We start from the raw sequence: 24151 nt of genomic DNA, 5'->3' as shown, positions 1-24151 counted from the left end.
TGCCGGAAGTCGGCAACCATCAACGTGAGCCAGCCGATGACAGTCCCAGTTCCAGTCCACCCGCCACCGCTCGCCCCCGCGGCGCGCGCGTTCGAGGCGATCTACCAGGCCGAGTTCGACGTCGTGATGGCGTACTTCGCCCGGCGCACCGCCGAACCGCAGACCGCCGCCGACCTGACCGCGGACACGTTCGTCGCCGCCATCACGTCGTTCGGCAGCTTCGACTCCTCTCGCGGTACTGCGCGCGCCTGGTTGTTGGGCATCGCCCGCCGTGTGTTCGCACAGCACTGTGAGGCCGTCACGCGCGGCCGGGACGTTGTCGTGCGCATGACCGGCCGACGCGCGCTTTCCGGTGACGAGATCGACGACCTGGTGGGCCGCATCGACGCCGAACGCGCGGGCCGCGACCTGGTCGCCGCCCTGTCGACGTTGCCGGCGCTCGACCGCGAGGTGGTCGAGCTCGTCGACCTGGTCGGCATGACACCGAAGGAAGCCGCGGCCGTGCTGGGCGTCTCGTCCGGCGCGGTGCGGATCAGGCTTTTCCGGGTGCGCGGCAAGATCCGCGACCTGGCGGCACACGGGGGACAGCGATGACTTTCAAGGACAACCTCCTGGAGGACCTGATGAGCGAGCACGGTGCGGCGCTGGTGGACGCGCCGGAGCAGCGCAAGAGGTCCGCACGGCCGTTGCTGGTGGCGGCGGCGGTGCTGGCGGTCGCGGGCGCGGCCACGGTGGCGATCACCACGAGCGGCAACGCGCCGGAGGCGTGGGCGGTCACCAAGAACGCCGACGGCTCGGTCACGGTGTCCATCCGGGACATCAAAGGAGTCGACGCGGCCAACGCGAAGCTGCGCGAGTACGGCATCCACGCCAAGGCGGTGCCGATGTCGAAGGACTGCGCCGACCTGGACGAGAGCAAGCTGCTCAAGGGCGGTTACGCGGTGCCACGCACCAGCGAGGACGGCTCGGTGACGATGAGCGCAGGCGACGTGCCGGCCGGGTACACCGTGCTGCTGGGCGTGTCGAACCTGCCGAACCGCGCGACCGGGCTGGGCCTGACCGCACCGACGCAGGACCCGGCGCCGAACTGCTTGGCCGAGGTCGGTAGCTGAGGGCCGCGCGCCCACCCTGAACTGGCGTTATAGGGTGGGCGCGTGGTTTACAAGCAGGTGGTTCGCAGGGCGTTGTTCGGGATGCACGGCGGCGACGCGGAGCGGGTCCACGAGACCACGCTGAACGTCATGGCCCGCCTCAGCCCGCTGGCGAGGTTCGCCCGCAACCAGAACAACCCGCGCACGGTGTTCGGTGTCCGCTTCCCCAACCCCGTCGGGCTCGCGGCCGGTCTGGACAAGGACGGCAGGGCGCTGCCGGCGTGGGCCGCGCTGGGGTTCGGGTTCGTCGAGGTCGGCACGGTCACCTGGCACGCCCAGCCGGGGAACCCGAAGCCGCGGCTGTTCCGGTTGCGCGAGGACGAGGCGATCATCAACCGGATGGGCTTCAACAACGCCGGAGCCCAGGCGCTGGCGCGGAAGCTCGACCGGACGACGCTGCGGGCGCCGCTCGGCATCAGCCTCGGCAAGTCCAAGATCACGCCGGTCGAGGACGCCGTGCAGGACTACCTGAACTCGCTCGAAGCGCTCAAGGACCACGGCGACTACTACGCGATCAACGTCAGCTCGCCCAACACGCCAGGTCTGCGCAGCCTGCAGGACAAGGGGGCGCTCACCGAGCTCGTGCGGGCCCTCACCGCGGCCACGGACAAGCCGATGCTGGTCAAGATCGCGCCGGACCTCACGGACGACGCCATCGAAGAGGTCATCCAGGTGTGCGTGGACAACGGCATCAAGGGCCTCATCGCCACGAACACGACCCTCAGCCGTGAGGGCCTCAAGAGCGCCCTCCGGAACGAGGCCGGTGGGCTCAGCGGCCGTCCGCTCACGCGGCGGGCCAACGAGGTGGTCCGGTTCATCACCAAGAACAGCGAGCTGCCGGTCATCGGGGTCGGTGGCATCGCGACTGCCGACGACGCCAAGCGCATGATCGACGCCGGGGCGAGCCTCGTGCAGATCTACACCGGGTTCATCTACGAGGGACCGGGGCTCGTCAGCCGGATCAACCGGGCGCTGAGGTGAGCGTGCGCTCCACGTGCTCCCAGCGGCCGACCGGACGGCAGCCGCGCAGCACGGTCAGCAGTGAGCGCACCACGGCGACGAAGTCGACGAACACGATCACCATCAGCAACGGGTAGGCGAACGGCACAAGCGCCAGCAACGGCGTCTTGGCCCGCCACGGTTCGGTCAGGTCGCCGACGATCGTGAAGAAGGCGACGCCCGTGTAGACGGCGCACAACAGAAGGATGCCGGTGAACCAGCCGGTCTGGAACGTTGCGCTGACGACGACGTACACGAAGAGAGGTTCGAACAGCACGAGAACCTCCCCTGCTGCCGTGTACGGCAGGTGCAGCCACGAGAGAAGGCGCGAGCAGGACGTACCGAAGAAGAGCGAGCGGTGTTTGTAGAACGCTTGCAGACGGCCGAACTTCCAGCGGAACCGTTGACGCAGCAGGCCGTGCAGTGACGGCACGGCCTGGGTGTGGGCGATGGCGTCGGCGGCGAAGATGATCCGCCAGTCGTAGTTGCCGCGCACGGACAGGATCTTCATGGAGAAGTCGATGTCCTCGGTCATCGTGTCGGTGTCGAAGTAGCCGCACGCGCGCACGATCGAGGTCCGGAACATCGAGCCGACACCGCCGATCACGTACTCGCAGTTGAACACCGTGTAGCCCTGCTTCAACCGGTGCACCACGGCGTACTCGAGCCGCTGCACCCACCCCAGCACGCCCTGCGGACAGGCGATCTTCACGTTGGCCGCGGCGGCGAGCACCACCGGGTCGGCGAAGTGCGCGACCATCCGCGCGACAGCCGTCCTGGACAACGTCGAGTCGGCGTCCAGCACCATCACCAGCCCGTCGCCGACGAGGCGCATGCCGGTGTTGATCGCCGCGGCCTTGCCCGCATTCGGTTGCGAGACAACACGAACGCGCGCACCGAAGCCCTGCAGCGCGGCGACCGTGCCATCGCTGGAACCGTCGTCGACCACGATCACCGACACGTCGGCGTAGGTGCTGTCGAGGACCGACCGCACCGCACGGGCAACGCACAGCTCTTCGTTGTACGCGGGAATCACGACCCACACCGGTGGCGCGTACGGCGACGGCCGCGCGCGGTGCAACGACAGGTCGTAAAGATCAGCCGCCACCAGGACGACGCACACCCGCACCACGCCGATCGCCGCCAGCGGCACCATGAGCCACGTCAGCGAGGTCATCGGCGGTGCCGGAGCAGAAGGATGCGGGACGCGACCAGACTGCCCGCGATGACGGCGCAGGCCAGGAACAGCACCACGTAGTACGCGGCGACCATGGCGGAACTCCCTCCTTGGACCGGAAGCAGGATCGGTCCGAAGTGGAGGGACGAAAACCACACGAAGGTGTGGCCGCTAGTTACGACGTGCTGCCCTCAGCCAGCGCATCACCGGGTGCAGGATCACGACCAGCAGCGAGCCCCAGACCAGGCCGCCCATCTGCAGGTCGCCGATCTCGATGGTCAGGTCGCCGACGCCCGCCACCAGCGCCGCGCCGCCGACCATCGCGTTCGCCGGGTTGGCCAGGTCCACGCCGCGGTCCATCCAGATGCGGACGCCGATGAGCACGATCAGGCCGTAGAGCACCAACGTGCAGCCGCCGAGCACTCCCGGCGGGATGGTGCCGAACAGCGCGATGGCCTTCGGGGAGAACGCAAGAGCGGCGGCGAACACACCGGCGAACGCGAAGGCCGCCGTCGAGTAGACGCGGGTCACGGCCATGACGCCGATGTTCTCGGAGTACGTCGTCGTTCCGACGCCGCCGCCCAGGCCGGACAGCGCGGTCGAGAGGCCGTTCGCGATGATCGCGTCACCCGCGCTGCCGTCGAGGTTGCGGCCGGTCAGGGCCGCGACCGCCTTCACGTGCCCGACGACCTCGGCGACCAGCACGATCACCACGGGCAGCATCAGCAGCACCACGGACGGCCGCAGCTCCGGCTGGTAGAGCTTCGGCAGGCCCACCCACGCGGCGGCGCGCAGGTCGGCGAACTTGGCGTCGGGCACGGCGCCGAACAGCACGCCGCCGATCCAGATCGCGACGAAGCCCACGAGGACCGAGAACCGGAACAGCAGGCCGCGGCCCAGGACGCCGGCCAGCAGGATCACCACGGTGGTCAGGGCGGCCAGCAGGGGCTGCGCGGCGAAGTTCGAGGTGGCCTGGTGCGAGAGGTTCAGGCCGATGATGATCACGACGGCGCCGCTGACGACCGGCGGCATGACCGACTCCAGCAGGCGGACGCCCAGCGCCTTGACCGCGATGCCGACGACGATGACCAGCAGGCCCGCGGCGACGACGCCACCGAGCTGGGCGGCGGTGCCCTGTTCACGGGCGGCCACGAGGGGGGCGACGAAGGCGAAGGACGAGCCGAGGTAGCTCGGGACGCGGTTCTTGGTGATCACCAGGAACAGCAGCGTGCCCAGGCCGGAGAACAGCAGCGTGGTGGCGACGGGGAGGCCGGTGACGGTGGGGACGAGCACGGTCGCGCCGAACATGGCGACCAGGTGCTGCACCCCGAACCCGATGGTGAGCGGCCAGCTCAGCCGCTCCTGCGGTGCGACGGTTTCACTGTCGGTGATCCGACCGTCCCCGTGCACGGTCCACAACGCCAACGCACTGCCTCCCGGCAACCCAGCCGGACTTCCCGCAGACCGGCCCCGGAATCCTGCCACGCCATGTAGTGGCTACGGCTAGATAACGGTCTGATAATCACACGATCGCCGTAAAGATCTCTACAGGGAACCGCCGAATAGCGGCACGCGACTACAGAACGTCACTTTCAGTACGCTGAATAGCCTGACACGTCTCGCATTGCCGACGCGAGACCGGCCATGTGGTCGGTGGCGTCGTCGAGCACCTGACGCGGGTCCTGGAACGCCGTGCTCGCCGCCAGCGCCTGACCGGCGGCCGCCACCAGCGAACAGTAGCGGTCCACGCCGTCCGCCAGTTGGATCCTGAGCACCCGCACGCCCTCGACCAACGGCGCGCGCTCCAGCGGCGGTGCGGTGTTGCGCGCCCGTTCCACGGCCTGGAGCTGTGCGGACACCGCACGGATGGCCGAGGAGGCCTCCTGGGCGGTCTGCCGGGCGTGCTGCACGGACTCCGTCGGCATCGACGTGAGCGCCGGCGAGTCGAGCTGCCGCAGCAGCTCGTGCATCGCGTCCTCGGCGCTGTGCAGCTTCTCCATCGGGATGCGCGCGGCCGAGATGTGCGCGGGCAGCGGCGGCCGGACCGCGGGCGGCGGAGCCAGCTCCAGCCGCTGCTTCGAGGCCTTGAGCTCGCGCAGCTTGAACCCGCTGCGCACGGCGAGCAGGCCGGGCAGGGCCGCGCCGATCGTGCCGCCGACGGTGGCCCACGTGCCGAGCACGCCGGTGAAACCGAAGACGGCCAGCGTGCCGAAGATGGTGATCAGCGCCAGCCAGAACGTGAGCACGGCGTTGGTGCGCTTGCGCTTGCGCTCCAGCTTGGCGCGCGGGTCGTTCCACTTCTGCAGGCGGTAACGCGCCTGTTCGGCCAGCGGGTGGCCCTGGAGCGACGCACCCAACTCGGTGACGACCTTGCGGACGATCTCGTTGTTGGGACGGTTTCTCCAGGGCTCCATGATCACCTGCTGACTCCTCCCCCGTGGCGCAGCGTCAGTGCTGAGCCGGCGGGACCTGCTGCTGCGTGGTCTTCTGCTCCTGCTGCACGCGCTGAGCGATCTCGGCCTGGATCTGCGCCGCCGCGCTGTTGCCCGCGGTGACCTGCGCCGGCGTGCTCGAAGCACCACCGGACATGGACGCGCGGATCTGCTCCAGCCGGGAGGCGCCGGCGAGCTGCGTGGTCGAGGCCTGCACCTCGAGCATGCGGCCCTGCACCGAGTTCTGGGCCAGCTCGGCCGACCCGATCGCGGTGGCGTACCGCTTCTCGATCTTGTCGCGGACCTCTTCCAGCGACGGCACGTTGCCGGGTGCCGCGAGCTCGCTCATCTGGGTCAGCGACGCGGAGACCTGCTCCTGCATCTTCGCCTGCTCCAGCTGGCTGAGCAGCTTCGTGCGCTCGGCGAGCTTCTGCTGCAGCATCATCGAGTTGCGCTCGACCGCCTGCTTGGCCTGTGCGGCGGCCTGCAGCGACTGGTCGTGCAGCGTCTTGAGGTCCTCGATGCCCTGCTCGGCGGTGACGAGCTGGGTGGCGAAACCCTGCGCGGCGTTCTCGAACTGCTGCGCCTTCTGCTCGTCGCCCTTCGAGCGCGCCTCGTCGGCGAGCACGAGAGCCTGGCGGGCGGAGGCCTGCAGCTTCTCGACCTCGCCGAGCTGCCGGTTCAGCTTCATCTCCAGCTGACGCTGGTTGCCGATGACGGCCGCGGCCTGCTGAGAGAGCGCCTGGTGCTGACGCTGCGCCTCCTCGATGGCCTGCTGGATCTGCACCTTCGGGTCAGCGTGCTCGTCGATCTTGGACGAGAACGATGCCATCAGGTACTTCCAGAACTTCACGAACGGACTGGCCATCTCCTACGCCTGCCTTCTCGGTGCCGGTGTTGGATCCATCGTCTCAATTGTGCGTCGGCGGTTCCACCAACCCGGGGAGATATCCGGGAAGACCCCGACCCTCCCCGGGACTTTGGAGTGAACGCCCGACGGCGCCCAATCCTGCCCGCACCCGCGCCCCGAGACGCGGTGACCCAACGTGCTGTGGCCAAGCCGTTGCCTGCCGCCCAGCGTGCTGGCGTCGTTGTTGAGTTGAACGCGCGAACGGGCAATCTTGTTGCAGCGCGTGACGTGGCGGGGGCCACAGCCCTCAGACGTTCACCCGAATGCCAGCGACCCCGTCCACTCGAACGTGGACGGGGTCGGAAACGACATGGCATTAAGCTGCGACAACTGCCTTCGGCGTCTTGCCGATCTTGCTCGTGAGCCGGTGGCTGAGCATCGGCTGCAGGCGCAGGTCGGACAGGTCGTCCGAGAGCGTGGTCGGCAGCACGCGGCCGCCCTCCAGCTTCCCGCGCTCCGAGCGGCCGTCGGGGACGGTGTCGGGCACCGTGTCCGGCGTCTGCGAGACGGCGCCGATGTCGGAGGCGACGTGGTGCAGCAGCTCGGACAGCGGAAGCTCCAACGCTTCACAGATGGCCGCGAGGAGTTCGCTGGACGCCTCTTTGCGGCCGCGCTCCACCTCGGACAGGTACCCCAGGCTCACGCGGGCGGTCCGAGAGACCTCGCGCAGCGTGCGGCGTTGGTTGGTGCGGGCATGGCGAAGCCGATCACCGATCGCCTCGCGTAGCAGCACGGTCATCGCGCGCCTCCTTCCGGCCGGCCGTGTCCCTACGTTACCGATCGACACCGACAACGGGCAGTGACTTCCGAACACGTCCGCCAAGGGCGAACGAACGCGGAGTCATCGTTTGTTCCCGTCCTCGGTCACCAGCAGGTAATCCGACAGCAGGACCAGCGCTTTTTCCACGGCTGTGAAACGCACCGCTTTTCTGTCACCACTCACCGTGATGGTCCGCACTGTGGACACTCCAGGCCCGCTCAAGCCGATGTGAACCGTTCCTGGAGCGACACCGTCCTGCGGATCAGGTCCGGCGACGCCGGTGAGTCCGATCCCCCAGTCCGATTTGCACCGGTTCCGGGCTCCCTCCGCCAGTTGGATCGCAACGTCGGGGTGCACGGCACCGTGCTCGTCGAGCAACTGCTGGTCCACGCCGGCGAGCTCGTGCTTGAGCTCGGTGGCGTAGACGATCAACCCACCGCGGACCACGGCACTCGCCCCCGGTGTGTCGACGATCGTCGCGCACAGCAGACCCGCGGTCAGCGACTCGGCAGTGGCTACGGTCTGCCCGCGCGCCTTCAGCAGTTCGACGACGTTCGTCACGCCACCGCCCTACCCGCACGGGCCTTCAACTTAAACGCACGGACGACGTAGTCGATTCCCGTGGCGACCGTGAGCACCAGCGCCGCGGCCATGATCACCCACGCGATGACCGCGACGACGTCGTGGTGCGGCAGCAGGAACAGGCCGATCGCGACGACCTGCAGCAACGTCTTGGCCTTGCCGCCGCGGCTGGCCGGGATCACGCCGTAGCGGATCACCCAGAACCGCAGCAGCGTCACGCCGACCTCGCGCACGGCGATCACGATCGTGATCCACCACGGCAGCACGTCGAGGATGCTCAGGCCGACCAGCGCCGATCCGGTGAGCGCCTTGTCCGCGATCGGGTCGGCGATCTTGCCGAAGTCGGTGATCAGCCCGTGCTTGCGGGCGAGCGTGCCGTCGATGTGGTCGGTGAAGCTCGCGACGGCGAAGATGCCGAACGCGACGAGCCGCCACGTGGTGTCGAAACCGCCCGCCGCGAACAGTGAGAGCAGGAAGACCGGGACCAGTGCCATCCGCGCCATCGTGAGGACGTTGGCGACGTTGAGCAGCGGGACCTTCCTGGCCTCCGTCATGTCGCCACGACCTCGACGATCAGGTCCACGCCCTCGGAGTCGACCACGCGGCACCGCACGAGGTCACCGCGCTTGAGGTCCTCGCCTCCGAGCACGATGCACTCGCCGTCCACCTCGGGCGCCTGGTGCTCGGCCCGGCCGACGCAGTCGCTCTCCTCGTCCTCCTCGTGCTCGATCAGCACGACGACCTCGGAGCCGACCCGGTCCTCCGCGCGCTGGCTGGTGAGCTCCTCGACGAGGTTGCCGATGCGCTGCACCCGTTCCGCGATGGTGTCGGCGTCGAGCTTGCCGTCGAGGTTCTCGGCCTCCGTGCCGTCCTCGTCGGAGTAGCCGAAGACGCCGACCGCGTCGAGGCGCGCCTCGGTCAGGAACCGCTCCAGCTCGGCCAGGTCCTCCTCGGTCTCGCCGGGGAAGCCCACGATGAAGTTGCTGCGGATGCCGGCCTCGGGCGCGTGCTCGCGGATCTGCCACACGAGCTTGAGGAAGCTGTCGGTGTCGCCGAACCGGCGCATGCGGCGCAGCACGTTCTCGCTGGAGTGCTGGAACGACATGTCGAAGTAGTTCGCGACCTTCTCGGTCTTCGCGATGGCCGCGACGAGGCTGGGCTTGGTCTCGGCCGGCTGCAGGTAGCTCACCCGCACCCGCTCGACGCCCGGGATGCTCGCCAGACGCGGCAGCAGCTGCTCCAGCACACCCTGCTCACGCGGCAGGTCCTTGCCGTAGCTGGTGCTGTTCTCGCTGACCAGGAACAGCTCCTTGACCCCGTTCTCGGCGAGCCACACGGCCTCGGCCACGACCTCGTCGGGGTGCCGCGACACGAACGCGCCGCGGAAGCTCGGAATCGCGCAGAACGAGCACCGGCGGTCGCACCCGCTGGCGATCTTCAACGGCGCCACGGGTGCGTCGTCGAGCCGGCGGCGCTGCACCTTGGTGGGACCCCAGCCGTGGCCGGGCACCTGGACGTCCTGTGCGGCTTCCTGGCGCTTGACCGGCGTGATCGGCAGCAGCGTGCGGCGGTCCACCGGCACGTGCGACTCGACCGGCTTGCCGTGCAGCACGTCGTCGAGGCGCTCGGCGAGGTCGTTGTACTGGTCGAAGCCCAGCACGGCCGCGGCCTCGGGCAGGCTGTCCGCGAGCTCCTTGCCGTACCGCTCGGCCATGCAGCCGACCGCGACCACCTTGGCACCGGTGTCCGACGCCGCCAGCAGCGTGTCGACCGAGTCCTTCTTGGCCTGCTCGACGAAGCCGCAGGTGTTGACGACGACGACGTCCGCTTCGGCGCCCTCGTCCACCAGCTCCCAGCCGCCCTCGCCGAGCCGCCCGGCGAGTTCCTCGGAGTCGACCTCGTTGCGGGCGCAGCCCAGGGTCAGCAGCGACACGCGGCGCGCAGCGGTGGGCGGAGTGGTGGGAGAAGACACGGTGCTCAGCGTAACCGCCCCAGGTCTCACACCATTAATCAGCGGCGCCCGACCGGTCCGCGTCGCTACCGTCCCCGACCGTGGATCTGTTCTGGTCGGTCCGGCCCGACCTGTCGGGCTACCACGGCTCGCCCGAACCCGCGCCGGGAACGCGGGTCTTCTTCGTCTACGAACGGTGGCGTGAGGCACAGCTGGCCGAAGGGCACTCCCCGCCGCCGGAAATGCCGGACATGGTCGGCTTCCACGTCTTCAACCGTGCCCGGGACGTGTCCCATTGGCCATGCCGGCTGTTCCGGGTACGGGATCTGGACGTCCACCACCAATGGCCCGGCATCCACGGCTGGTACTGCTGCCGCATGATGACCTTGGTCGAGGAGCTGCCGTCCTGGCAGGCACTCGGTCCGCACGGCGAGCGGGTCGCCGTGGTCCTCGAACAGGCACGGGCGCTGACGCCGGAGCAGGTGGCGCAGATCGCTGCGATGGACGGGACGGCCGAACGACGGGTGCACGCACGGGGCCAACCGCGCGACGTGGGACACAGCGGGTCCTACCTGAGCCGGGCGGTCCACGCCGCGGCTGACCACAGCGGCGAGAAGGTCCGCAGGTGGGACAGCGGCTTCCAGGTGCACCTGCCGGCTCATCGCGGGTGGCTGGAGGCGTTGCAGGCGGCGCACGCGATGCTCTGGGCGACCGCCGCGCCCGAGGCGTACACGCCACGAGAGCGCGAGACCCTCTCCCGCCGGTGGACCGCCGTGCTCGGCGCTCATACTTGACCACCGTGACCAGTGGGGTAGTCGTGCGGCGCGCCCGCACCAGCGACGTGCGCGCCATGAAGGCGTTGATCGACGGGTACGCGGGGAAGGTCCTGCTCGCCAAACCGCTGGTCACCCTGTACGAGGCGGTGCAGGAGTTCTGGGTGGCAGAGGAGAACGGCGAGCTGCTCGGCTGCGGTGCCCTGCACGTGATGTGGGAGGACCTGGCCGAGATCCGCAGTGTCGCGGTCTCCCCCATGGCGCTGGGCAGGGGCGTGGGCCACCGGATCGTGGCGCAGCTCGTCGCCGTGGCGAAGGAGCTGGAGCTCAAGCGGATCTTCGTGCTGACGTTCGAGACCAAGTTCTTCGGCAAGCACGGGTTCGTGGAGATCGAGGGCACGCCGGTGAGCCCGGAGGTCTACGAGGAGATCATGCGGTCGGTCGACGAGGGTGTCGCCGAGTTCCTCGACCTCAGCTACGTGAAGCCGAACACGCTCGGCAACAGCCGGATGCTCCTGGAGCTGTAACTATTCGAGTGATTACTCGAATAGTCTTGACTCGACGAACCTGGACACGCCAGGATCGGCCGCGTGCCCGAATCGCTGACCATCGACGAGCTCGCTGCCCGGATCGGCCTGCCCAGCAGCACCATTCGCATGTACCAGACGAAGGGTGTGCTGCACGCGCCGAGACGGCAGGGGCGCGTGGCGTACTACGACGCCTCGCACGTCGAACGGTTGACGTTGGTGCAGCGGTTGCAGCAGCGGGGGTTCTCGCTGCCCGCGATCGCGGAGCTGATCCAGGCGAGGGAGAAGGGCGAGTCGGTCGCCGCGGTGCTCGGCATGGGCGAGGCCGAGGGGCCCGACGACTGGGTTCGGATCAAGGTGCGCGACATCAAGCACCTGATTCCGATGGGAGACGTCCAACCGCGACTCCTCCTCCGGGCTATGCGGTTGGGCTTGGTGCGGTGGAAGTACGGCTGGCCGCACGCGCGTCGCTGGGCACTCGAAGCGGGCGGCAGGCTCGCCGGCCTCAGGGTGCCCAGCGATGACGTCATGGACAGCTTCACGCGCCTGCGCACGGCGACCGACGCGATCGCGGCGGACTTCGTGCGGTTGTTCGAGCAGCAGTTCTGGCCGGAGCTCGCGCGCAAGGCGGGCGACGAGAACCAGCTGGAGAACGTCCGCGCGTTGCTGGTCGAGCTGACCTACACGGCGGAGACCGCGGTCGTGGGGACGCTGCGGGAGTCGATCCGCGACGCGGCGGAGGAGTTCGCGTCCCGGCACGGGCTGCTGCCCAGCGACGACTTCCAGCCCGCGTGGGCCGAGCAGCCGTTGCCGCCTATCGCCGAGAACATCGTCGACCCGGCCGGCGACCTCCCCACCGTGCAGGAGATCGAGAACTTCCTGGCGAGGGGGGACGAGGATGAGTCTGGTCGCTGATCCCGCGTGGCACGCCCAGGTCAGAGACGAGGGCCTGGTCGTCTACGCGGGAGCTGACCTCGCGTATTTGATACCTGACCTGCCCAGGGCGGTGGCCGTGGCGCTGGCGGGACTGTTCGAGCCGGTGTTGAGGGGAGTGGCTCGAACGGTCGACGAAAGCCGGTTGGGGGAACCGGTGCGCCGGCACGTGGCCCAGCTGAGGACCCTGGGCGCTCTCCGCCCGGCGCGGTTGCCCGCCGACGAACGCAGGCCGATCGGGGTCGGCACGCGGTTCGTCGGCGAGGCACCCGCCGGGCTGGTGGAGCGGTTGCCGCACCACGAGAATCCGGACCTCCTGCTGGTGGTGCGAACGACTGGCACGTTGGTGGACCTGGTCGAGGTGGCGCGCGAAACGCGTGTCCCGCACCTGTTGCTGGACCTCGCGTACCACCACACCGCGGCGATCGGCCCCTTCGTGGTGCCCGGGGCAGGCGCGTGCCTGGCGTGCCTCGCGGTGCGGGCGGGGCGGCGGTGGGGAGATCCGCCGCCTCCACCGCATCCGGCGGCGATGTCGTCGGAGCTCCCGATTTCGCTTGCCCTGCAAGCTGTTCAGAACATCCGCGACGGCTCGCTGGCACTGCTCGACGCGGTCGTGACCGTCCACCTCGACGAGTTCACGACGACGCGCGAGAGCGTGCTGCCCGCCGCCGGCTGCGAAATCTGCCCGGCCGTCGAGTTCGGGCGTGTGTCCTTGCCTTGGGGGAACGATGACCACAGCGATTCGGTTACCTGACCAGTTCTCACCCGGTGCGGCCGCCACGAACGCCGCGACGCCCACCTGTTGCTGTTGTTGTTGCTGTTGCGTGGTTTCCTCGATCGGTGCGGCCGTGCACATCCCGGAAGCGCTGTACCAGGACACCAAAGAGCTCGAACGTCCGCGCAGCGCGCTCGTGCTGCCGGCCGCGCTCTACCCGCTCCTCGTCCTCGTGCTGCCCTTCGTCACGATGGGCGCGATCTTCGACGTGCACTGGGGCTGGTGGGCCGGCGGCTTCGTGGTCGCGCTCGCGTGGGCGCTCGCGACCGGGTTCATCGCCAGGTCGCCGAAGCCGTTCATGAGCGCGGTGCGGTTGCTGGGCTGGTCGGTGCTGTGGTGCCTCGAACCTTTCGTCGTGTTCTTCACGCTCGGCCCGATCGCCACGCACACGCACCTCGCGGTGGGACTGGTGATCTACGGTGCGGCGGCGCTGGCGATCGCACACGCCGTGTTCCGGCGCCGGAGGAAGCGGTGAAGACCGTCGCCGAGGCGCTCATCGAGCGCGCGGTCGGCTGGCGCCAGGGCGTGGTGTCGCAGCTGCACCCCGTACCGCATTCTCTGTCCGATGTGGACATGGAGGGCTGGGCGGCCGTGCCGGAGCCGTTCGCCACCGGCGGTACTTCCGGTGGCACGACTCGGGTTGCGGCGCTCGCCGAGGCGCTGGAACGGCACGCTGCCGCACGGGCACGGTTGGACATCGTCACCGAGGGCGAGTGCTGGCCGTTGGAACACTTCAGCCTGCACACCGTCGAGCAACGCGTCCGCGGCGACTACCGGTACCGCAAGGGCTACGTCGGCACCCCGTACACGCGGGCGTGGACGTTGCCCGGCAACGAACCGATCCGCGTGCCGGCCGGACTCGTCAGCCTGGACGCGTCCTACGGACTGCCGACGACCTCCTCAGGGCTGGCGGCCGGCCCGTCGACGACGAGTGCGTTGCTGAGGGCCACCCAGGAACTGGTCGAGCGCGACGCGTTCACCACGACCTGGCTGCACTCCATTGCACCGCAACGGTTCGCGGCCGATCTTCCGCACGGCGCCCAGGCGTTCGACCTCACCCCCGCCTACAGCACGCACCCGGTGATCGCGGTGGCCGGGTCGTTGCCGATCGCCGGCAGGCCGCGGCCGACCGTGGGTCTCGCCTGCCGCGCAACGGTCGCGGACGCGCTGCGGAAAGCTTTCGAGGAGTGGGTGCAGGGCACGGTGTTCATCGAGGTCTGGTTGGCGCGCAACGGCGACCAGCCCGTCGACGAGGTCACCGACTTCGACAAGCACGCCGTGTACTACGCAACGCACCCCGGCGAATGGGACGCGCTGCCGTGGTTCAACGGCATCGAGACGGACCCGCCGCGCGACGCCGAATCCGTTGGTGTCGAAGCGGAACTGACCGAACTGGTGCACGCGCTGGACCGTGCGGGCATCCGGCTCGCCTACCGCGAGCTGACCACGCCGGAGCTGTCCGCGGTCGGGCTGCACTGCGTCCGCGTCCTCTCCCCCGACCTCGCGCCGCTGCACTCCGACCACCGCTGGCCCCACCTCGGCGGCCGCGCCCGTGAGCTGGCGTGGCGCTACCCGCACGCCTCACCGGGCGTGTTCCCCAATCCCGCACCGCATCCGCTGGGGTGAGCCGTGTTCGACGACTTCTGGGCCGCGAGCCGGTTCTCGCCGCTGCACCAGCGCAGACTGGGCGAACGGTGGCGCGACTTCCGGCCGGAGCCGCCGTTGGTCGATCCGCTGGAGCTGCCTTCCGCACCGGTGCCGCTGCCGCGCCCGAAGGACCGGCTGCAGAAGCTCTTCCAGGCGCGCAGAAGCACGCGGGAGTTCACGGCGGAACCGTTGACCGACAAGCAGCTCGGGTCGGTGCTCGGTGCGCTGGGAGACAACAGCTACCCGTCCGCCGGTGGCCTGCACCCGTTGCGCTGCTACGCGTTCCGCAACGGCCGTGCGGTCCGGTACGACATCGCCCGGCACGCCCTGCAGGACATCGGCCCGGCACCCGAGAACCTCGCGGAGATCCTCGGCACGCCCGAGGTGCCGCCGCTCGCGATCGTCCTGGTGCTCTCCGACGACGAGGTGTTCGAGAAGTACGGCGAACGCGCGGGCAGGTTCGGCCTGATCGAGGTCGGCGCCGCGGCCCAGAGCATCTGCCTGCGCCTGGCGCAGCAGAACCTCGGGGGCTACCTGCTCGGCGGCGTAGCGGACAACGAGATGCTTCACTCGCTCGGACTACCGCGGACTCTTCGGGTCGCCACGGCGATCGCGTGTGGTCACATGATCACCTGACGTTCATCAGATCGTGTCTACCTAGGCCCGCCGATCCCCGCTACAACATGGCGAGACCCTGCTCACACCCCGAGGAGCTCGCCATGTCGAAGACCCTGCGCTCGGCATTCGTGGGTACCGCCGCGTCCGCGGCCCGGATCTTCACGGGCAGCCCGGCCCAGGCCGTGGACATCGCCGCGGTGACCGACGGCTACCTGTTCTCGACGGCCCTCAGCCAGTTCGAGACGCTGCGCGTCCAGCAGCCCTACGCCGACCAGCTCGACTGGTCGTCCGACGGCTGCTCGTACTCGCCGGACAACCCGTTCGGCTTCAAGTTCCTGCCGGCCTGCCACCGCCACGACTTCGGCTACCGCAACTACAAGCGGCAGACTCGGTTCAACGAGACCACGCGGCTGCGCGTCGACAACAACTTCAAGTCCGACATGTACAACCAGTGCGGCGGCAACTGGGCGTGCAAGCGCACCGCCGACATCTACTACAAGGCCGTGCGCGAGTTCGGCGGCACCGCTTCCTCGACCGCGACGAGCATCCAGCAGGCCGGCGTCTGACGTCCCTGCCCACGTTGCCGCCGTGCGGCTCCGGCCGCTCGTCGCGGTGGATGAAGGGCGCCTTCGTCCACTTGAGGTGGATGAAGGCGCCCTTCATCGACAACAAGGCGCGACCGGAACAGCCAGGCACAACAGGATGGACTCAGCACTACTGGTCCTCGTCGGCGGGGCCGCCTCCACGCATCAGGTAGATCACGGACTCGAGCTCGTCCGGCTTGACCAGCACCTCACGTGCCTTCGAGCCCTCGGACGGCCCGACCACGCCGCGGGTCTCCAGCAGGTCCATGAGGCGCCCCGCCTTCGCGAACCCCACGCGGAGCTTGCGCTGCAGCATCGACGTCGAGCCGAACTGCGACGTCACGATCAGCTCGGTCGCCTGCACCAGCAGCTCCAGGTCGTCGCCGATGTCGGCGTCGATCTCCTTCTTCTCGCCGGCCTTCTGCGCCGTGACGCCGTCGGTGTACTCGGGCTGGGCCTGGTTCTTGGTGAAGTCGACGATCTGGGAGATCTCTTCGTCACCAACGAACGCGCCCTGGATGCGCACCGGCTTCGAGGCGCCCATCGGCAGGTACAGCCCGTCGCCCATGCCGATCAGCTTCTCGGCACCCGGCTGGTCCAGGATGACCCGCGAGTCCGTCAGCGACGAGGTCGCGAACGCCAGCCGGGACGGCACGTTCGTCTTGATCAGGCCGGTGACGACGTCGACGGACGGGCGCTGGGTCGCGAGCACCAGGTGGATGCCGGCGGCACGCGCCTTCTGCGTGATGCGCACGATCGCGTCCTCGACGTCGCGCGGCGCGGTCATCATCAGGTCGGCCAGCTCGTCGACGATCGCCATGATGTACGGGTACGGCCGGTAGACGCGTTCGGAGCCGGGAGGCGCGCTGATCTCGCCGGACTTCACCTTGCGGTTGAAGTCGTCGATGTGGCGCACCCGGTTGACCTGCATGTCCTGGTAGCGCTGCTCCATCTCCTCCACGAGCCACGCCAGCGCCGCCGCCGCCTTCTTCGGCTGCGTGATGATCGGCGTGATCAGGTGCGGGATGCCCTCGTACGGCGTCAGCTCGACCATCTTCGGGTCGATCAGGATCATCCTGACCTCGTCCGGCGTCGCGCGGGCCAGCAGCGACACCAGCATCGAGTTGACGAACGACGACTTGCCGGAACCCGTGGAACCCGCGACCAGCAGGTGCGGCATCTTGGTCAGGTTCGCGGTGACCATGTGGCCCTCGATGTCCTTGCCGAGGCCGATCACCATCGGGTGCGTGTCCTTCAACGTCGACGGCGCGCGCAGCACGTCGCCGAGGCGCACCATCTCGCGGTCGCTGTTGGGCACCTCGATGCCGACCGCGGACTTGCCGGGGATCGGCGCGAGCAGCCGGACGTTGTCGGTGGCGACCGCGTACGCGATGTTCTTGGTCAGCGCGGTGATCTTCTCGACCTTCACGCCGGGGCCGAGCTCGACCTCGTACCGCGTGACTGTCGGGCCGCGGGTGAAGCCGGTGACCTGGGCGTCGATCGAGAACTGGTCCAGCACGCCGGTGATGGCCTCGATCATCTGGTCGTTGGCCTTGCTGCGGGCCTTGGGCGCGTCGCCGTCCTTGAGGATCGTCGGCGGCGGCAACTGGTAGTCGCCTTCGACCGCGCGCACGGCCATGTCCTGAACCGGCGCCTTCTTCGGTTCCTTGACGGGCTTCGCGGGCGCGGGTTCGGATTCCTCCAGCGGAAGCTCGGCCTGCGGCTCCTCCTCGACGGGCGCGGCGGCCTGGCGGCGGCGCGACGGGCGGCGCAGGCGAACCGGCTTCGGCTCTTCGGCCTCCTCGGCCTCCTCGGCCGCTTCCTGCGACGGCTCGCGGTGCACGAGCGCGCGAAGTCGTTGCGGCACTTCACGAACCGGCCAGTGCAGCACGCAGAGCAACCCGAAGGCGAAGATCAGCACGAGCAACGGACCGGCGACCCACGGCGTGAGGCCCTGCGCGAGGAACCCGCCGGCCAGATAGCCCAGCGCGCCACCCGCGTCCCGGCGCGCCAGCGGATCCATCGGCAGACCGCCGATCAGGTGGAACATGCCGAGCACGCCGATGCCGATCAGCACGCCGCCGACGACCAGCCGGAACCGCTCCTCCGGCTTCGCGTCCGTGCGCATCAGCGTCACGCCGATGCCGAGCAGCACGACCGGAACGATCACCGCGGGGAACCCGACGGAGCTGCGCACGGCGACGTCGACCCACTGGCCGACCGGACCGCCCGCCTGCCACCACACGCCCGCGCCCGTGATGAACGCGAGCGCGATCAGGAACAACCCGATGCCGTCGCGCCGGTGTTCGGGATCGAGGCCCTTGGTGCCGGTGATCCCGCGCACCACGGTGCCGACACCACGTCCGATGCCACCCCACACGGCGCTGATGGCGCCACCGCTCCTGCGCGGAGCGGGTTTCCTGGACGCGGCGGATCGCGCCCGCGGCTTGGCAGGTGCTTTACCGCGTGACGTGGTCTTGCGTGAAGTCCCTGTACGCCCGGCCATGTGTATAAGGTAGTCCCTCGCGTCTCACCAGCCCCGTTTGCAACTGGGACGCGTGCGAATCCCCATGGTTCCCCGGATCCCGCACGGTGTCGTTCCGACACGCCGTACGCTGCCCCGCGTGTCCACACCGCTCTTCTGGCGCGTTCTCACGGCTCTCGACCGTGGCTTCGTCGCGCTGACCGGCAAGCTCGAGGTGTCCGGGGACGTTCCACCGGAACTGCTCGGCAAGCCGTTGCTCCTCGCTTCCAACCACATCGGCAACCTCGACCCGTTCGTGCTCATCGCGGCGTGTCGCAAGATGGGCATCAACCCGCGCTTCATGCTCGCGGGTGGGTTGCTCGACGCGCCGATCGTGGGGCCGGCGCTCAAGGCGTGCGGCCATCTGCGCGTCGACCGGGCTTCGTCGAACGTCGGCGAGGCCATGCACCGCGCGGTCGAGGCGCTGGGGAAGGGCGGTGACCCGATCGCCGTCTACCCCGAGGGCAAGATCACGCTGGACCCCGGCATGTGGCCGGAGCGGGGCAAGACCGGTGTCGCGCGGATGGCGCTGGGCGGTGGCATCCCGGTGATCCCCATCAGCCAGTGGGGCGCGCACGAGGCGGTGTACTGGGGCAACCTGCACGTGGGCGGCTGGAAGGACTTCCTGCCGTACCTGACGTCCTGGCTGTCCGCGATCCGCAGGCGCCCCACGTTCAAGGTCCACTTCGGCAAGCCCGTCGAGCTGTCGGACCTGTCCGCGGAGACGATGGGCGACGCCCGCCGCGCCCACGAGCGGATCATGCGCGCGATCACCGAGGGCCTGGTGCCGCTGCGCCTCGACGAGCCGGACCTGCCGCGGTTCCACGACCCGACGCGGCCGACGACCGGCCGTTCCCCCTGGCGGCCCGCCTGATCGCGTAGGCGATCACCGTGATCAGCATGAACACCGGCGTGGGGTTGCCCGTCCACAGGCTGAGCGCGAAGTCGGCGGCCGGGACGACCAGGGCGAGCACGAACGCCGGGGCGCTCGCCGTGGGCAGCTTCCGCGAACCCGTCCACGGCGTGCGGCCCCACGGCTTCGCGACGCTCAGCCACGTCTGGAAGGCGATCGCGCCGATCATCAGCGCGGTGCCGACGGGCATCCACGCCGACAGGTGGCCGTTCGCGGCCGCTTCGAGGCGGTGGCCGAGGATGAAGATGCCGACGTAGAGCTGGCTGACGGTGATCGCGAACTTCGCGAGCACCCACCAGTACCGGAAGTAGCCCCACGGCGTCGTGGCGCTCAGCATCATGCCGGTGAACGCGCTGACGTTGGCCATGATCGCGAGCACGTTCTGGTCGAGGACGCGGGCCATCCGGAAAGCGTTGACGTCACTCGTCTTGATGCCGTACAGCAGCAGGGCCAGCAACGCCACCGCCTGGCTGAGCCAGCCGACGGACGTGACGACGTGCAGCCACACCAACAGGGTTCTCGTGCGTTTCGCCATGACATGTAGCTTGCCTACACATCATGGCGTCGCGCATCAGGGATCCCCCTACTGGTGGGCCACCCGGTCGAGCCACTCCCCCATGAGCGCGTTGAACAACACCGGCTGCTCGATCTGCAGGTTGTGCCCGGCGGTGTCCAACACGACGAACGACGCGTACGGGTAGTGCGGCAGCAACGCGTACACGTCCTCGTACCCGGTGGCGTTGTCCTGGCGTCCGGTCAGGAAGAGCGCGGGCCGTTGGTAGCTCCCCAGCTCCGGCCCTGCCGAGAGCTCCCAGTCGAGCTGGATCCGCGCCATCGCGGCGCGGTCCGCCAGCTGCAGGCCGGGCAGGATCTCCTCGGCGAACCGGCGTGCCGTCTCCGCCGTCCGCACCACGGCCATGCCGTCGAACTGCGCGGCCAGCTCGGGGTCCAGCACGACGCCGTCCGACCTCCGCACCTCGAACTCCGGCACGGTCCGTTCCGCGGCCGGCAGCTTCGTCCCGGTCGGGCAGATCAACGCGAGCCCGCGCACCTGGTCTGGCCGCCGATTCGCCAACGCCCGCGCGAGGTAGCCGCCGTAGGACTCACCGATCACCAGGAACGGTTCCGCGCCGATCTCCGCGTCGATGAACTCCTCAAGTGCCGCAAGGACGTCGTCACTGGACTTCACGTCGTTCGCCGGCGACTTCCCCATCGCCGGCAGGTCCGGGTACAGGCGGCGGTAGCCGGACCTCGTCTCGAAGAGCGGTTCCAGGCAACCGAGCATCAGGCGGTGGTCAGGCGTCCAGCCGTGGATGGCGAGCACCGGAACGCCCGCACCATGTTCAACGAAATGCACGCCGCATTTCTACGCGAGCTCGTGCAGCCGCGCCCGCACTTCGGGAATGAGCGGGTGGTCGTAGTCCTCGTAGATCGCCAACGCTTCCAACAGGTGCGTGCGCGCCACCTCCGGCTGGCCGGAGCTCACCTCGCCCAGGCCGTGCAACGCCTCCGCGAGGCTCTTGCGGTCGCCGAGCACCCGCAGGAACTCCAGCGCGTGCCGGAACGAGTCACGCGACTCGACGCGCTGTCCCAGCTTGAGCTGCGCCCAGCCGATGCTCACCAGCGCCATGGCCTTGCCGTGCACGGCGTCGTGCGAGTCCATCAGCTCGAACGCCGTCCGCGCCGAGTCCAGCGACGCCTCGTACTGCCCGGCCAGGCGCAGGATGTCGCTCAGGAACAACCGGGTGCCGCCCAGCCCGAACCACGATCCCGCCTCGGCGTGCCCGTCCAGCGCCTCGCCGAACCTGTCGACGGCGAGGTCGAACTGGCGCAGGCCGCCGTACGCCATGCCCAGACCGGTCAGGCTCCACGCGGCGCCCAGGCGGTCGTCGATGGCACGGCGGATCGACAGCGCGCGGTCGAAGAGTTCCAGGGCGTCGGCGAACCGCTGACCGCGGAAGGCGGCGAGGCCTTGGCCGTGCACCGCCCACGCCCGCGCCACCTGGTTGCCGTCGCGGGCAGCGGCACGTTCGGCGACGCGGTAGGTGCGCGTCCACTCGTCCAAAGCGCTGGAGACGATGAAGTAGTTCCACAGCGCGACCGGGATCCGCCAGGCCTCCGGTGAGTGCTCCTCCTCGGCCAGGCGGCTCACCGCCAGCAGGTTCGAGGACTCGGTGCGGCACCAGGTGAAGGCCTCGTCGTGCGAGGTGAAGTCCTGAGTGGACAGCGGAGGCAGCAGGAACGACGGGTGGTCCGGTGGCGCGATGACCGTGCCGGCGGCGTTCGCCGTGTCGCGGTACCACCGCAGCAGGCGGGAGATCGCCTCGGAGCGCCCCTCGGCGGACTCCTCGGTGGCGCTGAGTTCCGTGGCGTAGAGGCGAAGCAGGTCGTGCAGGCGGAAGCGGCCACGCGCGACCTCCTCCAGCATGTGGCCACCCGCCAGCACGTCGAGCAGCGTGCGCGCTCGTGCCGCGGACACGCCGGTCAGCGCGGCCACGGCGTCCAGGCTGATCTCGGCACCCGGATGCAGTCCGATCAACCGGAACATCCTGGCCGCGTCGGGTTTCAGGGCCAGGTACGACCACGAGAACGCCGCGCGCACGGCCGTGTCCTCGTCGTCGCCGGTCGCGAGCACGTTCAGGCGGTCGCGTTCGTCGGCCAGGTCGCCCGCGAGGTCGGCGAGCGTCAGGTGCGGGCGGGTGACGACGCGTTCGGCCGCGATCCGCACCGCCAGCGGCAGGTGACCGCACAGCTCGACGAGCTTCGCCGCGGCCTCGGGCTCGGCGGCGACGCGGTCCGGTCCGACCGCGGAACTCAGCAACGCCAGCGCTTCGTCGCGGGTCAGCGTCGACAACGTCACCGAGTGCGCGCCGTCGCGCGCGACCAGGCCACCGAGGTGGTTGCGCGACGTCACCAGCACCATCGACGACGACCGGCCGGGCAGCAGCGGGCGGACCTGCTCGGGCAGCCGCGCGTTGTCGAGCAGCACCAGCACCCGCTTGCCGGCCAGCACACTGCGGTACAGCGCGGACTTCGCGGGCAGGTCGTCCGGGATGCGTTCGGCCGGCACGCCCAGGCTCTGCAGCAGCTGGTGCAGCGCGGCGGCGGGCTGGACCGGCGGCGACGACGCGTCGAACCCGCGCAGGTCGACGTGCAGCTGACCGTCGGGGAAGCGGGAGGCCACCTGGTGCGCGAACCGCACGGCGAGCGCGGTCTTGCCGATGCCACCGGTGCCGGTGATGGCGACGAGCACCGGGGAGTGGTCGTGCGGAACGATCTCGGAGAGCTTCGCGAGTTCCTTGGCACGGCCGGTGAAGTCCCGGATCTCGTGCGGCAGCTGGACGGGCACCAGGACGGGTGCCGCGGGCTCCGGTTGCGGGTCGTGGCGGCCGACGAGCAGTTGTTCGTGCAGCTGGCGGAGTTCGGGACCGGGCTCGATGCCGAGCTCCTCGATGAGCAACCGGCGCAAGTCCGTGTAGACGGCGAGCGCCTCGGCCTGCCTGCCGCCGCGGTACAGGGCGGACATCAGCAGGCCGTGCAGCCTCTCCCGCAACGGATGCGCGGTGACCAACGTCGTCAGCTCCCCCGCCACCTCCGTCTCACGTCCGACAGAGAGCATCAACGCGGCGCGCTGCTCCACGGCCGTGAGCCGTAATTCAGCCAGGCGCGCGCGTTCCACCGCGGCGAACGGTCCCGGCACGCCGTCCAGAGCTATGCCACGCCACAGGCCCAAAGCGGCGTCGAACGCGGCGATGGCCTCAGCCGGTTGGCTGCGCAACCGTCCCGCCTCGTCCAGGTGGGCGCGGAACTGGGCGACGTCGGAACTGCCGGACGGGAGCCTCAGCAGGTATCCGGCGTCTGTGGAGAGCAGCACGGAACTCGGTGCGCGCGAGGCCCTCTGCGGTTCGAAAAGGCGCCGCAGTCCTGCCACGTAGGTGTGGATGCCGTTGTCCGCGCTCGCCGGTGGCTCGTCGCCCCACACGGCGTCGATCAGCTCGCTGCGCGACACGACGTGGTTGGCGCGCAAGGCGAGCACCGCGAGCACAGCTCTCTGCCGCGGCGGACCCAGGGTGAGCTCCTGACCGTCCACCGTCGCCGCGAGCGCGCCCAGCAGACTGACACGCAACTCGTTCTGCACCCTATGTCCCACTTCGTCGCTGTCCGCAGTCACCCAGCAACCTACCGTCAGGATCCGTCCAGAAGCCATCCAGAGTCCGTGCAGAGGGCTTCTCCACACTTCACATCAGGTGGATTGGGCCGAAATGAGGGGCGGAGATGAACGCGGCCGAGGTCTTCGACACGCTCGGACTGGAATATCAACGCGCTTGGTCGCACCAGCCCGCACTGCACGGCACCCTCGCCTGGTTCGCCGCGACGCAGCCCTCCGGCTCGCGCGTGCTGGACCTCGGTTGCGGCACGGGCGTTCCCGTGGCCCGCACCCTGGCCAAGGCGGGCATGAAGGTCACCGGTCTCGACGTCTCGCCGGTCATGGTCGACATCGCGACCGCCCAGGTTCCCGAAGCGACGTTCCACAAGATCGACATCCGCGACTTCGAGTCGCCCGCCGGTTCGTGGGACGTCATCTGCGCCGTCTTCTCCCTGCTGCAGATGCCGCAGGCCGAGATCATCCAGACCCTCGGCCGCGTCTCGACCTGGCTGCGGCCGGGCGGGCACTTCTTCCTCGCCACCGTGGCGATCGACGCCGAGCAGGTCACGTTGCCCTGGATGGGCCAGGAGATCGAGGTGTCGTCGTTCTCCGAGGAGAACTTCGAGTCCCACCTCGGCGACGTCGGCCTGCGGGTCGTGCGCCGGAGCCGTCCGGTCTTCACACCGTCCTACCCCGGCGCCATGCCCGAGGAGTCGCTGCACCTGGTGTGCCAGCGCCCCTGATGCTT

The 24151-nt window shown here is 69.4% G+C and carries 25 protein-coding genes; 13 read left to right on the top strand and 12 right to left on the bottom strand.

The features are described from left to right. The first annotated feature begins 36 nt into the window (after nucleotides 1-36). Genes ABZV40_RS03980 through ABZV40_RS03970 form a run of 3 tightly spaced genes read left to right on the top strand, consistent with a single transcriptional unit; the run spans nucleotide 37 to nucleotide 2132 of the window. Nucleotides 37-594 carry an RNA polymerase sigma factor gene (locus ABZV40_RS03980; RefSeq protein ID WP_355435360.1) on the top strand — a complete coding sequence of 186 codons (558 nt, stop codon included), beginning with the start codon at nucleotides 37-39 and terminating at the stop codon, nucleotides 592-594. Continuing rightward, the gene (locus ABZV40_RS03975; protein ID WP_355435357.1) at nucleotides 591-1112 is read left to right on the top strand and encodes a hypothetical protein; all 522 of its coding nucleotides are present in this window, start codon (nucleotides 591-593) and stop codon (nucleotides 1110-1112) included. Before ABZV40_RS03980 ends, ABZV40_RS03975 begins: the two co-directional genes overlap by 4 nt. Nucleotides 1113-1154: 42 nt before the next feature. Continuing rightward, nucleotides 1155-2132: a quinone-dependent dihydroorotate dehydrogenase gene (locus ABZV40_RS03970; RefSeq protein WP_355435354.1), complete on the top strand. Its 978-nt coding sequence runs from the start codon at nucleotides 1155-1157 to the stop codon at nucleotides 2130-2132. On the opposite strand, the gene ABZV40_RS03965 is transcribed toward ABZV40_RS03970, so the two are convergent. The 8 genes from ABZV40_RS03965 to rimO form a co-directional block, all read right to left on the bottom strand. Beyond that, entirely contained in the window at nucleotides 2113-3327 is a 1215-nt protein-coding gene (locus tag ABZV40_RS03965) for a glycosyltransferase family 2 protein (protein ID WP_355435351.1), read from the bottom strand. The two genes, ABZV40_RS03970 and ABZV40_RS03965, sit on opposite strands and share 20 nt — an antisense overlap. Before the next feature lie 171 nt (nucleotides 3328-3498). Then, nucleotides 3499-4752, bottom strand: a complete 1254-nt coding sequence (locus ABZV40_RS03960) for a solute carrier family 23 protein (RefSeq protein ID WP_355435347.1) — start codon at nucleotides 4750-4752, stop codon at nucleotides 3499-3501. 167 nt (nucleotides 4753-4919) lie between these two features. Beyond that, on the bottom strand, nucleotides 4920-5741 hold the full coding sequence (locus ABZV40_RS03955; RefSeq protein ID WP_355435344.1) for a hypothetical protein: 822 nt from the start codon (nucleotides 5739-5741) through the stop codon (nucleotides 4920-4922). A 34-nt stretch (nucleotides 5742-5775) separates the two neighbouring features. Continuing rightward, a complete protein-coding gene (locus ABZV40_RS03950) occupies nucleotides 5776-6627 on the bottom strand; it encodes a PspA/IM30 family protein (RefSeq protein ID WP_355435341.1) in 852 nt (283 codons plus the stop codon). Between the two features lie 358 nt (nucleotides 6628-6985). Then, the gene (locus ABZV40_RS03945; protein ID WP_355435338.1) at nucleotides 6986-7408 is read right to left on the bottom strand and encodes a helix-turn-helix transcriptional regulator; all 423 of its coding nucleotides are present in this window, start codon (nucleotides 7406-7408) and stop codon (nucleotides 6986-6988) included. Between the two features lie 102 nt (nucleotides 7409-7510). Further along, nucleotides 7511-7990, bottom strand: a complete 480-nt coding sequence (locus ABZV40_RS03940; RefSeq protein ID WP_355435335.1) for a CinA family protein — start codon at nucleotides 7988-7990, stop codon at nucleotides 7511-7513. After that, nucleotides 7987-8565, bottom strand: a complete 579-nt coding sequence (gene pgsA, locus ABZV40_RS03935) for a CDP-diacylglycerol--glycerol-3-phosphate 3-phosphatidyltransferase (RefSeq protein ID WP_355435332.1) — start codon at nucleotides 8563-8565, stop codon at nucleotides 7987-7989. The genes ABZV40_RS03940 and pgsA overlap by 4 nt, the downstream gene beginning before the upstream one ends. Next, entirely contained in the window at nucleotides 8562-9983 is a 1422-nt protein-coding gene (gene rimO, locus ABZV40_RS03930; RefSeq protein WP_355435329.1) for a 30S ribosomal protein S12 methylthiotransferase RimO, read from the bottom strand. Before rimO ends, pgsA begins: the two co-directional genes overlap by 4 nt. 80 nt (nucleotides 9984-10063) lie before the next feature. Between rimO and ABZV40_RS03925 the strand changes: the two genes are divergently transcribed. From ABZV40_RS03925 to ABZV40_RS03890, 8 genes are all read left to right on the top strand, one after another. After that, nucleotides 10064-10756, top strand: a complete 693-nt coding sequence (locus ABZV40_RS03925) for a hypothetical protein (RefSeq protein ID WP_355435325.1) — start codon at nucleotides 10064-10066, stop codon at nucleotides 10754-10756. Between the two features lie 56 nt (nucleotides 10757-10812). Continuing rightward, nucleotides 10813-11262 (top strand): amino-acid N-acetyltransferase, encoded by a 450-nt coding sequence (locus tag ABZV40_RS03920; RefSeq protein WP_355435791.1) that lies wholly within the window; start codon nucleotides 10813-10815, stop codon nucleotides 11260-11262. A gap of 63 nt (nucleotides 11263-11325) precedes the next feature. Further along, the gene (locus tag ABZV40_RS03915; protein ID WP_355435323.1) at nucleotides 11326-12177 is read left to right on the top strand and encodes a MerR family transcriptional regulator; all 852 of its coding nucleotides are present in this window, start codon (nucleotides 11326-11328) and stop codon (nucleotides 12175-12177) included. After that, nucleotides 12161-12949, top strand: coding sequence for a hypothetical protein (locus ABZV40_RS03910; protein ID WP_355435320.1), 789 nt, complete (start codon nucleotides 12161-12163; stop codon nucleotides 12947-12949). Before ABZV40_RS03915 ends, ABZV40_RS03910 begins: the two co-directional genes overlap by 17 nt. Before the next feature lie 70 nt (nucleotides 12950-13019). Beyond that, complete coding sequence (locus ABZV40_RS03905; RefSeq protein ID WP_355435317.1) at nucleotides 13020-13445, top strand: hypothetical protein; 426 nt, start codon at nucleotides 13020-13022, stop codon at nucleotides 13443-13445. Further along, on the top strand, nucleotides 13442-14596 hold the full coding sequence (locus ABZV40_RS03900; protein WP_355435314.1) for a YcaO-like family protein: 1155 nt from the start codon (nucleotides 13442-13444) through the stop codon (nucleotides 14594-14596). Before ABZV40_RS03905 ends, ABZV40_RS03900 begins: the two co-directional genes overlap by 4 nt. A 3-nt stretch (nucleotides 14597-14599) precedes the next feature. Next, nucleotides 14600-15253, top strand: a complete 654-nt coding sequence (locus ABZV40_RS03895; RefSeq protein WP_355435312.1) for a nitroreductase family protein — start codon at nucleotides 14600-14602, stop codon at nucleotides 15251-15253. 83 nt (nucleotides 15254-15336) lie between these two features. Continuing rightward, on the top strand, nucleotides 15337-15801 hold the full coding sequence (locus ABZV40_RS03890; protein ID WP_355435309.1) for a phospholipase: 465 nt from the start codon (nucleotides 15337-15339) through the stop codon (nucleotides 15799-15801). Between the two features lie 148 nt (nucleotides 15802-15949). On the opposite strand, the gene ABZV40_RS03885 is transcribed toward ABZV40_RS03890, so the two are convergent. After that, a complete protein-coding gene (locus ABZV40_RS03885; RefSeq protein WP_355435306.1) occupies nucleotides 15950-18325 on the bottom strand; it encodes a DNA translocase FtsK in 2376 nt (791 codons plus the stop codon). A gap of 118 nt (nucleotides 18326-18443) precedes the next feature. On the opposite strand from ABZV40_RS03885, the gene ABZV40_RS03880 reads away from it, so the two are divergent. Beyond that, entirely contained in the window at nucleotides 18444-19217 is a 774-nt protein-coding gene (locus ABZV40_RS03880; RefSeq protein ID WP_355435303.1) for a lysophospholipid acyltransferase family protein, read from the top strand. Here the strand turns inward: ABZV40_RS03880 and ABZV40_RS03875 are convergent. The 3 genes from ABZV40_RS03875 to ABZV40_RS03865 are packed head-to-tail and all read right to left on the bottom strand — an operon-like array spanning nucleotide 19114 to nucleotide 23427. Then, the gene (locus ABZV40_RS03875) at nucleotides 19114-19791 is read right to left on the bottom strand and encodes a hypothetical protein (protein ID WP_355435300.1); all 678 of its coding nucleotides are present in this window, start codon (nucleotides 19789-19791) and stop codon (nucleotides 19114-19116) included. The two genes, ABZV40_RS03880 and ABZV40_RS03875, sit on opposite strands and share 104 nt — an antisense overlap. Nucleotides 19792-19839: 48 nt before the next feature. After that, on the bottom strand, nucleotides 19840-20613 hold the full coding sequence (locus ABZV40_RS03870; RefSeq protein WP_355435297.1) for an alpha/beta hydrolase: 774 nt from the start codon (nucleotides 20611-20613) through the stop codon (nucleotides 19840-19842). A gap of 9 nt (nucleotides 20614-20622) precedes the next feature. Further along, complete coding sequence (locus ABZV40_RS03865; RefSeq protein WP_355435295.1) at nucleotides 20623-23427, bottom strand: BTAD domain-containing putative transcriptional regulator; 2805 nt, start codon at nucleotides 23425-23427, stop codon at nucleotides 20623-20625. Between the two features lie 104 nt (nucleotides 23428-23531). On the opposite strand from ABZV40_RS03865, the gene ABZV40_RS03860 reads away from it, so the two are divergent. After that, entirely contained in the window at nucleotides 23532-24146 is a 615-nt protein-coding gene (locus ABZV40_RS03860) for a class I SAM-dependent methyltransferase (protein ID WP_355435292.1), read from the top strand. Nucleotides 24147-24151: the final 5 nt, after the last annotated feature.

Source organism: Lentzea sp. NPDC004782, from assembly GCF_040609115.1.
Classification (GTDB): Bacteria; Actinomycetota; Actinomycetes; order Mycobacteriales; family Pseudonocardiaceae; genus Lentzea.
The sequence above is the reverse complement of the archived record's forward strand: the minus strand, read 5'-3'. Positions and strand labels throughout refer to the sequence as shown.

Coding starts and splice junctions, on each gene's coding strand:
- ABZV40_RS03980 (WP_355435360.1), top strand. CDS start 37: ATGACAGTCCCAGTTCCAGTCCACCCGCCACCGCTCGCCCCCGCGGCG.
- ABZV40_RS03975 (WP_355435357.1), top strand. CDS start 591: ATGACTTTCAAGGACAACCTCCTGGAGGACCTGATGAGCGAGCACGGT.
- ABZV40_RS03965 (WP_355435351.1), bottom strand. CDS start 3,327: ATGACCTCGCTGACGTGGCTCATGGTGCCGCTGGCGGCGATCGGCGTG.
- ABZV40_RS03955 (WP_355435344.1), bottom strand. CDS start 5,741: ATGGAGCCCTGGAGAAACCGTCCCAACAACGAGATCGTCCGCAAGGTC.
- ABZV40_RS03950 (WP_355435341.1), bottom strand. CDS start 6,627: ATGGCCAGTCCGTTCGTGAAGTTCTGGAAGTACCTGATGGCATCGTTC.
- ABZV40_RS03945 (WP_355435338.1), bottom strand. CDS start 7,408: ATGACCGTGCTGCTACGCGAGGCGATCGGTGATCGGCTTCGCCATGCC.
- pgsA (WP_355435332.1), bottom strand. CDS start 8,565: ATGACGGAGGCCAGGAAGGTCCCGCTGCTCAACGTCGCCAACGTCCTC.
- ABZV40_RS03920 (WP_355435791.1), top strand. CDS start 10,813: ATGAAGGCGTTGATCGACGGGTACGCGGGGAAGGTCCTGCTCGCCAAA.
- ABZV40_RS03910 (WP_355435320.1), top strand. CDS start 12,161: ATGAGTCTGGTCGCTGATCCCGCGTGGCACGCCCAGGTCAGAGACGAG.
- ABZV40_RS03890 (WP_355435309.1), top strand. CDS start 15,337: ATGTCGAAGACCCTGCGCTCGGCATTCGTGGGTACCGCCGCGTCCGCG.
- ABZV40_RS03885 (WP_355435306.1), bottom strand. CDS start 18,325: ATGGCCGGGCGTACAGGGACTTCACGCAAGACCACGTCACGCGGTAAA.
- ABZV40_RS03875 (WP_355435300.1), bottom strand. CDS start 19,791: ATGGCGAAACGCACGAGAACCCTGTTGGTGTGGCTGCACGTCGTCACG.
- ABZV40_RS03860 (WP_355435292.1), top strand. CDS start 23,532: ATGAACGCGGCCGAGGTCTTCGACACGCTCGGACTGGAATATCAACGC.